Raw genomic sequence first — 12,739 nt, forward strand, 5'->3', positions numbered from 1 at the left:
CGCTCCCGCCTTTAAAGGTCGGGAGCAGTAGGCCAGCAGGTTTTCCCGAAGCGTTAGACCTAACCCCCACAGCAACGGATGTTTGACCGGCTGATTCATTTTTCCATTCACAACAAGCTCATCATCGGGCTGCTCACCCTGGCCCTCGTCGCGTGGGGCAGCTACTCGCTGAGTCGCCTCCCCATCGACGCCCTCCCCGACATCACCAGCAACCAGGTGGTGGTGTACACCGTGGCCCCCTCCCTGGCCGCCCAGGAGATTGAGCGCCTGGTGTCCTTCCCCGTCGAGCAGGCCATGGCCACCATCCCCGGCCGCGTCGAAGTCCGTTCCTTTTCGCGCTTCGGCCTCTCGGTGGTCACCGTCGTGTTCGAAGACAAAACCGACATCTATTGGGCCCGCACCCAGGTATCGGAACGGCTGAAAGAAGCCGAAAGCCAGATTCCCGCCGGCACCGGCCGCCCCGAGCTGGCCCCCCTGAGCACCGGCTTGGGCGAGATTTACCAGTACCTAGTACGCGCCAAGCCCGGCTACGAGAAGAAGTACAACGCCACCGAGCTGCGCACCATTCAGGACTGGATAGTCCGCCGCCAGCTGCTCGGCACCCCCGGCGTGGCCGACGTGAGCTCCTTCGGCGGCCTGCTCAAGCAGTACGAAGTGGCCCTCGACCCCGAGCGCCTGCGCTCGCTGGGCGTCACCGTCAACGAGGTGTACCAGGCCGTCGCCGCCAACAACCAGAATGCCGGCGGCGCCTACCTCGACCAAAACCCCACCGCCGCTTTCATCCGCACCGAAGGCCTGGCCACCTCGCCCGCCGACATCGGCAACATCGTCATCCGCAGCACCAGCGCCGGCCTGCCCGTACTGGTGCGCGACGTGGCCGACGTCCGCTATGGCTCGGCCGTGCGCTACGGGGCCATGACGCTCAACAACCAGGGCGAAGTCACCGGCGGCCTCGTGCTCATGCTCAAGGGTGCCAACGCGGCGGAGGTCATCAAAGACGTGAAAACGCGCATGGCCACCATCCGCAAAACCCTGCCCGAAGGCGTCACCGTCGAGCCCTTCCTCGACCGCTCCGCTCTCGTGGACCGCGCCATTCACACCGTCAGCAAAAACCTGCTCGAAGGGGCCCTGATTGTGATTTTCGTGCTGGTGCTCTTTCTCGGCAACTGGCGCGCCGGCCTGGTCGTGGCCTCCGTCATTCCGCTGGCCATGCTCTTTGCCGTCAGCATGATGCGCCTGTTCGGCGTGTCGGGCAACCTCATGAGCCTCGGCGCCATCGACTTCGGCCTCATTGTCGACGGGGCCGTCATCATCGTCGAAGCCATTGTGCACCGCCTGCACGGCGGCCACGCGCCCGGCCACGCCGCCGGCGGCCAGCTCACCCAGGAGGAAATGAACGACGAAACCTACACCGCTGCCAGCAACATCCGCTCCTCAGCTGCCTTTGGTGAAATCATCATCCTCATCGTCTACCTCCCGCTGCTGGCCCTGGCCGGCATCGAGGGCAAGATGTTCCGGCCCATGGCCGAAACCGTAGCCTTTGCCATCCTCGGCGCCTTCATCCTCTCGCTCACCTACGTGCCCATGATGTCGGCGCTGGCCCTAAGCCGCAGCACCGAAAGCAAACAGACCATTTCCGACCGGATGATGGCCTTTTACACCCGCCTCTACCACCCGCTGCTCAAGGGCGCCCTGCGCCACCAGGCCGCGGTGCTGCTCACCGCCGTGGCCCTGCTAGTGGGCAGCTTTTTCCTATTTCGCACCCTCGGCGGCGAGTTCATCCCCACGCTCAGCGAGGGCGACTTCGCCGTGGAAATGCGCGTGCTCACCGGCTCGTCGCTCAGCTACACCATCGAGCAGGCTCAGGTAGCCGGGGGCATCCTCAAAAAGCAGTTTCCCGAAGTCAAGGAAGTCGTCGCCAAAATCGGCGCGGGCGAAATCCCCACCGACCCCATGCCCGTCGAGGCGGCCGACCTGATGATTATTCTCAAAGACCAAAAAGAATGGACGTCGGCCGATAACCGCGAGGAGCTGGCCGACAAGATGGCCCAGGCCCTGAGCGTCATGCCCGGCGTCACCTTCGGCTTCCAGCAGCCTATCCAGATGCGCTTCAACGAGCTGATTTCCGGCGCCAAGCAGGACGTGGTGCTCAAAATCTACGGCGAGGACCTGCAGCAGCTGGCCGACTACGCCCAGCAGGCCGGCCGCCTCGTGCGCCAGGTGAAAGGGGCCGAAGACGTCTACATTGAACAAGTCACCGGCCTGCCGCAAATCGTGGTGCAGCTCGACCGCAACCGCCTCGCCCAGTTCGGCCTCAACGTGGCCGACGTCAACCGCACCGTGCAAACCGCCTTCGCCGGCGAAACCGCCGGCCAGGTGTTCGAGCAGGAGCGCCGCTTCGACCTCGTGCTGCGCCTACGCTCCGACCTGCGCAAGGACATCAACAGCGTCCGCCGGCTCTTCATCGCCGCCCCCAACGGCCGCCAGGTGCCCCTGGAGCAGGTCGCCAACGTGGAGCTGCGCGAAGGCCCCAACCAGATTCAGCGCGACGACGCCAAACGGCGCATCAGCGTGGCCTTCAACGTGCGGGGCCGCGACGTGGAAAGCGTGGTCGAGGAACTGCAAGGCAAAATGGACAAGCAGGTGAAATTCGCCCCGGGCTACTACACCACCTACGGCGGCCAGTTCGAAAACCTGCGCCAAGCCACCGACCGCCTCAGCATCGCCGTACCCGTGGCCCTGGTGCTCATCTTCGTGCTGCTGTTCTTCACCTTCCGCTCGCTCAAACAGTCGGTCCTGATTTTCACCGCCATTCCGCTCTCGGCCATCGGCGGCATCGCGGCCCTGTGGCTGCGCGGCATGCCATTCAGCATCTCCGCCGGCGTGGGCTTCATCGCCCTGTTCGGCGTGGCCGTGCTCAACGGCATTGTGCTCATCGGCTACTTCAACCAGCTCAAAGCCGAAGGCATCACCGACCCCACCGAACGCATCCTGCGCGGCACCGAAGTGCGCCTGCGCCCGGTGCTGATGACCGCCACCGTGGCCTCGCTCGGCTTCCTGCCCATGGCCCTGGCCCAATCCGCCGGCGCCGAAGTGCAGCGCCCGCTGGCCACCGTCGTCATCGGCGGCCTGGTGTCGGCCACGCTGCTCACCTTGCTGGTGCTGCCCGTGCTCTACGCCCTTTCAGAACGAAAAAAGAACGCAGAACCCACCCCCAAGCCCCAGCCAGCCAACGCCAAGAGTCTGCCCGTTGCCTCGCTGCTGGCGCTGCTTCTGCTGCCGCTGTTCAGCCAGGCCCAAAGCCCCCTCACGGCTCCGCAGGCCGTTACCCAAGCCCTGCAAACCAACGGCACCGTGCTGGCCGGCCAGCGCGCCCTCGAAGCCCAGCAGGCCATTCGCCGCACCGCCTACGACTTCGGCCGCACCACCGTGCAGGCCAGCTATGGCCAATACAACTCCCAGAACCGCGACAACCAATTCACCGTGTCGCAGTCGCTGGCCCTGCCCGGCGTGTACCGCAGCGCCGCGGGCCTGGCCGATGCCCGCATCGCCGGGCAGCAAGCCCAGTTGGCCCAGGTGCAGGCCGAGCTCCGCCGCCAGGTTCGCCTCAACTACGAGCAGGCCGTCCACGCCCGCCACCGCCTGCGCGTGCTGCGCGGCCAGGACAGCGTTTACACCGAGTTTCTGCGCGCTGCTAACCTGCGCTTCAAAACCGGCGAGGCCGCCCGACTAGAGCCTGCCACCGCTCTGGTGCAGCAAGGTGAAATCCGCACCCAGCTCCTGGCCGCCCGCACCGATTTCCGGGTGGCCCAGCGCCAGCTCCAGGCCCTGCTGCAAGTCCCCAACGCGGTGCAAGTAGCCGACAGCCTGCTGCGTCCGTTGTCGCTGATGGGTGCCGCCCAGCTAGCCGACACCACCGCGCCCGCCCTGGCAGATACGCTGCTCAAGCTCTCCAACCCCCAGGCCCGCGTACTGGCCCAGCAGGTCACCGAGCGCCGCGCCGAAACCCGCGTGGCCCAGGCTGCCGGCCTGCCCGAGTTCACGGTGGGCTACTTCAACCAAAGCATCATCGGCTACCAGCGCCTCGACGCCGCGGGCACCGAACAATACTTTGGCCCCGGCGCCCGCTTCCAGGGCGTGCAGGCCGGCGTGGCCGTGCCCTTGCTGCGCGGCCCGCAAAAGGCCCGCGTGCAAGCTGCTCGCCTACAGGAGCAGGTAGCCCAAGCCAGCTTCGACCGCTACCGCGCCGAAATAGCCGGCCAGCTCGATGAGCTGCTGGCCCGCCGCGCCGAGCAGCAGCAGCGCCTGCGCTACTTCGAAACCACCGCCCTCCCGCAGGCCACGGTCATCACCCGCCTGTCCACCATCGCCTACAAGGCCGGCGAAACCGGCTACTCCGAATACCTGCTCAACCTGGAGCGCGCCCGCCGCCTGCGCCTCGACTACCTCGACGCCCTGCTGCAGCACAACCAGACCGTCATCGAGCTGGAATACCTCTTAGGCGGCCAATAAGGCTGCTTTCACCTCATCAAATCCATGCGACACCTCACCACCTATTTCCTACTGCTGGCCCTGCTGGCCGGCTGCGGCAAGAAAGAAGCTGAAGAATCCAGCGAAGCCCCGGCCACGGAAAGCAAAACCGCCCCTGCCGAAGAAGCCGCTACCCCCGACCGCGTCACCCTCACCACCGCCGAGCAGCAGGTGGGCGGCGTGCGCCTCGGCACTCTCACCCAGCGCCCTATGAGCGGCGGCCTCAAAGTCAACGGCGTGCTCGACGTGCCGCCCGAAAACCTCGTCTCCGTCAGCGCACCCCTTGGCGGCTTCGTCGACCGCACCGACCTGCTCCAGGGCTCGCGGGTGAGCAAAGGCCAGCTGCTGGCCGTCATCCGCAACCCCGATTTCGTGCAGCTCCAGCAGGACTACCTCGAAACCCGCAGCCAGCTCAAGCTCGCCAAAGCCGAGTACGAGCGCCAGGCCGAGCTCTACCGCCAGGAAGTGGCCCCGCAGAAAAACTACCAGCGCGCCCAGGCCGAGTACGAAGGCCTGCAGGTGAAAAGCAACGCCCAGGCCGCCCGCCTGCGCCTGGCCGGCCTGCCCATCGGCGGCCGCATCGTGAGCACGGCCAGCGTGCGCGCCCCCAAAGCCGGCTTCGTCAAAGCCGTCAACGTGAGCATCGGCCAGAGCGTCACGCCCACCGACGTCCTCTTCGAAATCGTCAACCCCGAGCACCTGCACGTGGAGCTGACGGTATTTGAGCGCGATATACCCCAGGTGAAGGAAGGCCAGCTCGTACGCTTCTCCCTCGGCAACGACTCCCTCAGCCGCGAGCGCACGGCCCACGTTTACCTCATCAGCAAGGCCATCAGCCCCGAGCGCACCGTCCGCATCCACGCCCACCAGGACCGCGAGGACGAGCAGCTATTGCCCGGCACCTTCGTGCGCGCCGTCATCGAAACCAACCGCGTCACCGTGCCCACCCTGCCCGAAAAAGCCGTGGTGCAGTACGGCTCCCAGGCCTACGTATTCGTGGCCGCCGACTCGGCTGCCCAGGCCGGCACCGCCATTTACCGAATGGTGCCCGTGACCCGCGGCGTGAGCGAAGACGGCTACACCGAAGTCCACCTGCCCGCCGCCGAACAAGGCAAGCCGTTGCGCTTTGTCATTGCAGGTGCGTATGCTCTCCTTGGCAAGCTCAAGAATGCCGAAGAGGAAGAATAACCCTGCCCCATGCTCACACTACTTAAGCCCCTGCTCGTATTCTTCCTGGCCGGCCTCTGCGAAATCGGCGGCGGCTACCTCATGTGGCAGTGGCTCAAGGCCGACCGGCCCGGGTGGATGGGCGCGGCCGGGGCCGTGCTGCTCATGCTCTACGGCTTGGTGGCCACCTGGCAGCCCACGTCCTTCGGCAAGACCTACGCCGTGTACGGGGGCGTTTTCATCGTCATGTCCATCGCGTGGGCCTGGTACTTCGACGGCTTTCGGCCCGACCGGTTCGACGTCATCGGGGGCATCGTCTGCTTCGTGGGCATAGCCATCATCCTGTTCTGGCCCCGTTCCTAACCGCTTCGCCCATGCTCGAACTGCTCACCGGTGCCCTCTTGCTTAGCCTGCTGCACGCCGCCATTCCCAACCATTGGGCGCCGGTGCTGGCCGTGGCGCGCGCCGAGAAATGGCCCGTGCGGCAGGCCGTGGGCGTCACCGCAGTGGCCGGGCTGGCGCACGTGTGCAGCACCGTTCTCATCGGTTTGGTGCTTGGCTTGTTGGGCTGGCGCCTGTCCGACCGGTTTGCGCACTTCGCCGGCTGGATAGCCCCGCTGCTCCTCATCGGCATCGGCCTGCTCTACGCCCTGTCCGGCCCCGGCCACACCCACCCCGACCCGGCATTTGTGCCCAGGCGCCGCGCCCGGCGGCGCGTGGTGCTCGGACTGGCCGCCACCATGTTCCTGGCGCCCTGCCTCGAAATCCAAACCTTTTTCCTCGCCGCCGGCACCCACGGCCCCGCCGCTTTGGCCCTGCTCATGGGCGTGTACCTGCTGGCCTCCGTGTCGGCGATGTGCGCCCTGGTCGCCCTGGCACACCGCGGCTTGGGCCGCTTCCAGCTGGCCGGCCTGGCCCACCACGAGCGGCGCCTCACCGGCGCCGTGCTGGTATTGGTGGGCATCGCCGGCTTTTTCGTCGACTGGTAGCCGCCCCGGCCGCCGTCCCCTCTCATTCGCTATTCCAACACCGCTTCCCATGCCCGACCCTTCATCCGATAACCTGAACGAGGAGCTGAACACTGCCAAGCAGGTGCAGCCCGAAAACGTGGGCGCCCTCACCCGCGCCCAGCTCACGCCCGAGGCCGCCACCGCCCCCGAGGGCCACGACGTGCCCGGCCACGACCACGACGCCGACGAGCACGCCGGCCACAACCACCCCGCCGGCAAGCGCGTGGTCGACAAAGGCCACGCCGCCGAAGACGAGCACGCCGGCCACGACCACGGCAGCGGCGATGACCACGACCACGGCCCCGCCGGCGACAACCCCTACCTAGTGCCGGGCATCAGCCTGGTGCTCCTGCTGGCCGGCATAGCCCTAGACTACTATAAAGTCGGCTTTTTCACCGGCTACGTGCGCCCCATCTGGTACGGCATCGCCTACCTCTTAGTGGGCTGGAAAGTCATTCGCTCGGCCATCCAGAGCATTCCCAGCGGCAACATCTTCAACGAGTTTCTGCTCATGAGCATCGCCACCATCGGCGCCATTGCCCTCGGCGAGTATGCCGAAGGCGTGGCCGTGATGCTGTTCTACACCGTGGGTGAGCTGTTCCAGGACGCGGCCGTAAACCGCGCCAAGCGCAGCATCAAGGCCCTGCTCGAAATTCAGGCCACCGAAGTGGGCGTGCTCCGCAACGGCCAGCGCCTCGTGCTCGACCCCAAGGAAGTGGTAGTGGGCGACGTTATCGAAGTGAAGCCCGGCGAAAAGGTAGCCCTCGACGGCACCCTGCAGTCCGAGCGCGGCACCTTCAACACCGCCGCCCTCACCGGCGAGTCCGTGCCCCAAACCAAGCAAAAAGGCGAAACCGTGCTGGCCGGCATGATTAACCAGGACACCCTGAGCCAGATTGCCGTCACCGCCGCGTTCAAAGACACCAAGCTGAGCAAGATTCTGGCCATGGTGCAGGACGCCGTGGGCCGCAAGGCCAAGACCCAGCAGTTCATCACCAAGTTTGCCCGCATCTACACGCCCATCGTGGTAGGTCTGGCCCTGATGCTCACCTTCCTGCCCTACTTTTTCGTCGACGACTACGTTTTCCGCGACTGGCTCTACCGCGCGCTGGTGTTCCTCGTCATTTCCTGCCCCTGCGCCCTGGTCATCAGCATTCCGCTCGGCTACTTCGGCGGCATCGGCGCAGCCTCCAAAGCGGGCGTGCTGTTCAAAGGCTCCAACTTTCTCGACGTCATGCGCGAAATTGACACCGTGGTGATGGACAAAACCGGCACCATCACCAAGGGCGTGTTCGCCGTGCAGCAGGTCGTCACGGCCCCGGGCCAAACCGAAGCCCGCTTCACGGCCCTGGCCGCGGCCCTCGAAGCCAAATCCACGCACCCCATTGCCCAGGCGTTGGTGCAGCACGTCAAGGTCACGGGTACGCCGCTCACCGTGGAAAACGTCGAGGAAATATCCGGCCACGGACTGCGTGGCCGCGTCGACGGCCAGGACGTGCTGGCCGGCAACACCAAGCTGCTCACCAAATTCAACGTCGCCTACCCCGCCGAAATCGACCAGCTCGTCGACAGCATCGTGGTGGTGGCCGTGGGCGGCCAGTACGCCGGCTACCTCACCGTGGCCGACGAAATCAAGGAAGACGCCGCCCAGGCCGTGCAGGAGATGCGTGCCCAGGGCATCAAAACGCTGGTCATGCTCTCCGGCGACAAAGACACCATCGTGCAGCGCGTGGCCCAAACGCTCGGCATCACCGAAGCCCACGGCGGCCTGCTGCCCGAAGACAAAGCCGCTCACGTCGAGCGCCTCAAAGCCGCCGGCCACCGCCTAGCCTTCGTCGGCGACGGCGTCAACGACGCCCCCGTCGTGGCCCTGGCCGACGTGGGCATCGCCATGGGCGGCCTCGGCTCCGACGCCACCATCGAAACCGCCGACGTCGTCATCCAGACCGACCACCCCAGTAAAATTGCCACTGCCCGCCGCATCGCCGTGGCCACGCACACGGTCGTGTGGCAGAACATCTGGCTGGCCTTCGCCGTGAAAGCCGTGGTGCTGGCCCTCGGCGCCGGCGGCCTGGCCACCATGTGGGAAGCCGTGTTTGCCGATGTCGGAGTCGCCCTGCTCGCCATCCTCAACGCCGTGCGCATCCAGCGCATGAAGTTCTGATGCGGCGCTTCGCTTACCTCACCCGCGCCGTTTGGCTGCTCTCGCTCATCAGCCTCTTCACCGACCTGGCCAGCGAAATGCTCTACCCGGTCATGCCGCTTTACCTGCAGTCCATTGGCTTTTCCGTGTTTTTCATCGGGCTGCTCGAAGGCGTGGCCGAAGCCGTGGCCGGCCTGAGCAAGGGCTATTTTGGGCAGTGGAGCGACCGCCTCGGCCGCCGCGTGCCCTTTGTGCAGTGGGGCTACGGCCTGAGCGCCCTCTCCAAGCCCATGCTCGCGGTGCTGGCCACCCCCGCGTGGGTGCTGCTGGCCCGCACCGTCGACCGCTTGGGCAAAGGCCTGCGCACCGGCGCCCGCGATGCCCTGCTCTCCGACGAAACCACTCCTGCCGACCGGGGCAAGGTGTTTGGCTTCCACCGGTCCATGGACACGTTAGGGGCCGTGTTCGGCCCCCTGGCCGCGCTGGCGTGGCTAGCGGCCTATCCGGGTCAGTTTCGCCCCTTGTTCCTGTGGGCCTTCGTGCCCGGGGTGCTGGCGGTGGGCATCACCTTGGCCCTGGGGGAGCGGCAAGCCGTGCCTTCCGGCCGGCCCGTAGTGCCCTTTTGGGCCTCGTTTGGCTACTGGCGGGTCGCCTCCCCGGCCTACCGGCGCGTGGTCGGCGCGCTGCTGGTGTTCGCCCTGTTCAACAGCTCCGATGCGTTTTTGCTGCTCCTGGCCCGGCAGCGCGGCCTGTCCGCTACGGCCGTTATTGGCTGCTACGTGCTCTACAACCTCACCTACGTGCTCAGTGCCTGGCCCTTGGGCCACCTGGCCGACCGCTTGGGCCCGCGCCGCCTGTTGGTGGCTGGCTTCCTGGTGTTCGCCGGCGTGTACGGAGGCATGGCGCTGGCCACCAGCGGGTGGGCCGTGGCGTCCCTGTTTGCCGTCTACGGGCTCTACGCGGCCGCTACCGAGGGCGTCGGCAAAGCATGGGTCAGCACCCTCTGCGCCAAAGCCGATGCCGGCGCCGCCTTGGGTACGCTCGGCGGGCTGAGCAGTTTAGCCGCCTTGGGGGCTAGTTCGTTCGCCGGCCTGCTCTGGCAGTGGCAAGGACCGGGCCTGCCCTTTGGCCTGGCGGCGGCAGCAGCCGTGGGCGTGGCCCTGTACCTGGCTCGGGTCCGTTTAAGTTCTTCCTTATCCAGCTAACCTATGTCCTTTTCCTCCGAAGCTGCTCCCACCAACCGCGAGCGGGCCGAGCGCGGCCAATCGTCCACCCTGCTCGGCATTGGCGCCAACATCGCCCTGGTGCTCGGCAAGGGCACGGCCGGCGTGGTGGGCCATTCCTACGCCCTCATCGCCGAAGCCATTGAGTCGGGCACCGATATTTTCAGTTCCCTCATCGTGTGGCTCGGCCTGCGCACCGCCGCCCGCGAGCCCGACGAGAACCACCCCTACGGCCACGGCAAAGCCGAGCCGCTGGCCGCCATCATGGTGGCCGTGGCCTTACTCGGGGCCGCCGCCTACATTGCCACCGAAGGCATCATCCACATCATCACGCCCCACCAGCTGCCCGCGCCCTTCACGCTGGCCGTGCTGGCCGTGGTCATTATCATCAAAGAAACGCTCTATCGCCGCGTCAATAAAGTGGGCGAAGAAGTGGACAGCAACGCGGTCAAAGCCGACGCCTGGCACCACCGCGCCGACGTCATCACCTCCTGCACGGCCTTCGTGGGCATCAGCATTGCCCTCATCGGCGGCAAGGGGTGGGAAGCGGCCGACGATTGGGCGGCCCTGGTGGCCTGCTGCTTCATCGTTTACAACGCCTACCACATTTTCCGCCCGGCCTTCGGCGAAATCATGGACGAAGCGCCCGAAGGCACCTGGACCGAAGACATCCGCGCCCTGGCCGAAGCCGTGCCCGGCGTGGTGGCCACCGAAAAATGCTTCGTGCGCAAGATGGGCTTCGAGTACTTCGCCGACCTGCACGTGATTGTCGACGGCGCCATCAGCGTGCGCGAAGGCCACTACATTTCCGGCGCCGTCAAAGCCGCAATCATCCGGGCCAAACCCGCCGTGTACAACGTGCTGGTCCACATCGAGCCCACCGAATAATCACTTCTCCCCATGAAACGCTACCTCGCTTATTTCACCTTTTTACTCGGTGCCGGCCTCGCGTTCCCGAGCTGCAACTCCCGGCACGACACCGACGCCCACGAGCAGGAAGCCCACGCCACGCAGCCCAAGCCCGCCCCCGTCGCCACCTCGCCCAACCTGCGCGACACCCTGCAGCTCCTGGCCCAGCAGCTCGATACTGTGTACCGCGAAGGCTGTTGGGACGATGACTTTGCTCGCCTCATGACCGTGCACCACGCCGGCGCCCAGCGCCTGGCCACCGTCGAAATTGCCAGCGGCAAAGATTCCACCCTGCGCGCCCTGGCCCAGCACGTGCTCGAAGGTCACGAGCGCGACAACCACGTTCTGGAGCTGGCCCTGACCAAGCAGCCGCCCAAAGGCCAGGAATACCGCCCCGGCAATACCAAAGACCCGTTCGTGCGCCGCATCACCGCCGCACTCGCTCCCCTGCGGCAGCCACCGCCCACGCCCGGCCCCCTCGACACCGACTTTGCCACCCTCATGCAGGTGCACCACCAAACCGGCGTCGCCCTGGCCAAAGTGGAACTGGACTTTGGCAAAGTGCCCGAATTGAAGGAAGCCGCGCGCCGCATTGTCCGTGACGAGCAGGCCGAAATCCAGCGGTACCAGCGCTGGCTCAAAGCAAACCCCAGCAAATAGCCCCATGCTGCTCGCCCTTCCCACCGCTGTCACCCCGCCCTGGACCACCATGCTCGGCTTCTCGCTGCTGCCGGCCGTTGTCATGATTGCCGGCGCGGCCCTAGCCGTATGGCGCGCCCCCGGTCCCCAGCTGCGCAGCGCCATCCTACACTTCGCCGCCGGCGTCATCTTCTCTGTGGTCGCCGTCGAGCTGCTGCCCGACATCGTCCAGCGCCACGCTCCCTACGAAGTGGGCCTTGGCTTCGGCCTCGGCGTGGCCGTCATGATGGGGCTGCGCTACCTCACCCAGCGCCTGGAGCAGCGCGATGCCGCCACTCCGGAGACCACCACCGCTTCACCCGCCACCGCCGCCCTGCCGTGGGGCCTGCTGGTCGCCATCGGCATCGACATTCTCATCGACGGGCTGCTGCTCGGCATCGGCTTTTCCGCCGGCGCCAAGGAAGGCACCCTGCTGGCCATTGCCCTCACCATCGAGCTGCTCTCGCTCGGCTTGGCTACCGCCGTCGAGCTGCGCCAGGGCGGCCACGGCAAGGGCCGGGCCGTGGCCATCGTAGCTGGCCTCTCGCTGCTGCTGCTGGCCGGGGCCGGCATTGGCACCACCGTGCTGCGCGGGGCCAGCGGCAACCTGCTCGAAATCGTGCTTTCCTTTGGCCTGGCTGCCCTGCTCTTCCTCGTCACCGAAGAATTGCTCACCGAGGCCCACGAAGAAACCGAAACCCCGCTGCTCACCCTGGCCTTTTTCGTCGGCTTTCTCTTATTCCTGTTGTTAGGCATGGTTGCCTAGCCCCTTCTCTTATCCGCCCCTCATGCACACCGCCAAAATCGACCTGACCCTGGAGCCCGCCGGCCGCCGCATTGCCTTTTCTAAAGAAATGCTGGAAGTCGCCCACCTCTTCCGCCGCGTGGGCGGCGAAGCCAGCCCCTGGCAGCGCCTGGCCGTGAACACCCGCTCGCCCTACCTCGACACCGACACGTTCGCCCCCGGCACCCTACTGGAATACTACGTGCAGCACGAAACCCAGCACGGCGACGAGGAAGCCCGCAGCCACGTCGTGAGCACCACCCTGGCCTGATGCCTTCGATTCAGCGCCCCTATC

The 12,739-nt window shown here is 66.3% G+C and carries 10 protein-coding genes; all 10 read left to right on the forward strand.

Features of this window, described 5'->3' with window-relative positions; all coding sequences use genetic code 11:
• Positions 1-78: 78 nt before the first annotated feature.
• From J4D99_RS20855 to J4D99_RS20900, 10 genes are read left to right on the forward strand one after another with little or no spacing between them, the layout of a single operon-like run.
• A complete protein-coding gene (locus J4D99_RS20855) occupies positions 79-4,512 on the forward strand; it encodes a CusA/CzcA family heavy metal efflux RND transporter (RefSeq protein WP_208133686.1) in 4,434 nt (1,477 codons plus the stop codon).
• A gap of 24 nt (positions 4,513-4,536) precedes the next feature.
• The gene (locus J4D99_RS20860) at positions 4,537-5,718 is read left to right on the forward strand and encodes an efflux RND transporter periplasmic adaptor subunit (protein WP_208133687.1); all 1,182 of its coding nucleotides are present in this window, start codon (positions 4,537-4,539) and stop codon (positions 5,716-5,718) included.
• Positions 5,719-5,727: 9 nt separating this feature from the next.
• A complete protein-coding gene (locus J4D99_RS20865; protein ID WP_208133688.1) occupies positions 5,728-6,060 on the forward strand; it encodes a YnfA family protein in 333 nt (110 codons plus the stop codon).
• An 11-nt stretch (positions 6,061-6,071) separates the two neighbouring features.
• Positions 6,072-6,686, forward strand: a complete 615-nt coding sequence (locus tag J4D99_RS20870; protein ID WP_208133689.1) for a hypothetical protein — start codon at positions 6,072-6,074, stop codon at positions 6,684-6,686.
• 49 nt (positions 6,687-6,735) lie between these two features.
• Entirely contained in the window at positions 6,736-8,871 is a 2,136-nt protein-coding gene (locus tag J4D99_RS20875) for a heavy metal translocating P-type ATPase (RefSeq protein ID WP_208133690.1), read from the forward strand.
• The gene (locus J4D99_RS20880) at positions 8,871-10,055 is read left to right on the forward strand and encodes an MFS transporter (protein ID WP_208133691.1); all 1,185 of its coding nucleotides are present in this window, start codon (positions 8,871-8,873) and stop codon (positions 10,053-10,055) included. Before J4D99_RS20875 ends, J4D99_RS20880 begins: the two co-directional genes overlap by 1 nt.
• Positions 10,056-10,058: 3 nt before the next feature.
• Positions 10,059-10,961, forward strand: coding sequence for a cation diffusion facilitator family transporter (locus J4D99_RS20885; RefSeq protein WP_208133692.1), 903 nt, complete (start codon positions 10,059-10,061; stop codon positions 10,959-10,961).
• Between the two features lie 12 nt (positions 10,962-10,973).
• Positions 10,974-11,642 (forward strand): DUF305 domain-containing protein, encoded by a 669-nt coding sequence (locus tag J4D99_RS20890; protein ID WP_208133693.1) that lies wholly within the window; start codon positions 10,974-10,976, stop codon positions 11,640-11,642.
• A gap of 4 nt (positions 11,643-11,646) precedes the next feature.
• Positions 11,647-12,426: a ZIP family metal transporter gene (locus tag J4D99_RS20895; RefSeq protein ID WP_236018783.1), complete on the forward strand. Its 780-nt coding sequence runs from the start codon at positions 11,647-11,649 to the stop codon at positions 12,424-12,426.
• Positions 12,427-12,448: 22 nt separating this feature from the next.
• Positions 12,449-12,715, forward strand: coding sequence for a hypothetical protein (locus J4D99_RS20900; RefSeq protein WP_208133694.1), 267 nt, complete (start codon positions 12,449-12,451; stop codon positions 12,713-12,715).
• Positions 12,716-12,739: the final 24 nt, after the last annotated feature.

This window comes from Hymenobacter sp. BT559, from assembly GCF_017571525.1.
Taxonomy (GTDB): Bacteria; Bacteroidota; Bacteroidia; order Cytophagales; family Hymenobacteraceae; genus Hymenobacter; species Hymenobacter ginsengisoli.

Excerpts from the sequence above, each read along its gene's own strand:
- J4D99_RS20880 (WP_208133691.1), top strand. The coding sequence starts at position 8,871 with ATGCGGCGCTTCGCTTACCTCACCCGCGCCGTTTGGCTGCTCTCGCTC.
- J4D99_RS20895 (WP_236018783.1), top strand. The coding sequence starts at position 11,647 with ATGCTGCTCGCCCTTCCCACCGCTGTCACCCCGCCCTGGACCACCATG.
- J4D99_RS20900 (WP_208133694.1), top strand. The coding sequence starts at position 12,449 with ATGCACACCGCCAAAATCGACCTGACCCTGGAGCCCGCCGGCCGCCGC.
- J4D99_RS20870 (WP_208133689.1), top strand. The coding sequence starts at position 6,072 with ATGCTCGAACTGCTCACCGGTGCCCTCTTGCTTAGCCTGCTGCACGCC.
- J4D99_RS20885 (WP_208133692.1), top strand. The coding sequence starts at position 10,059 with ATGTCCTTTTCCTCCGAAGCTGCTCCCACCAACCGCGAGCGGGCCGAG.
- J4D99_RS20860 (WP_208133687.1), top strand. The coding sequence starts at position 4,537 with ATGCGACACCTCACCACCTATTTCCTACTGCTGGCCCTGCTGGCCGGC.
- J4D99_RS20875 (WP_208133690.1), top strand. The coding sequence starts at position 6,736 with ATGCCCGACCCTTCATCCGATAACCTGAACGAGGAGCTGAACACTGCC.
- J4D99_RS20890 (WP_208133693.1), top strand. The coding sequence starts at position 10,974 with ATGAAACGCTACCTCGCTTATTTCACCTTTTTACTCGGTGCCGGCCTC.
- J4D99_RS20855 (WP_208133686.1), top strand. The coding sequence starts at position 79 with ATGTTTGACCGGCTGATTCATTTTTCCATTCACAACAAGCTCATCATC.
- J4D99_RS20865 (WP_208133688.1), top strand. The coding sequence starts at position 5,728 with ATGCTCACACTACTTAAGCCCCTGCTCGTATTCTTCCTGGCCGGCCTC.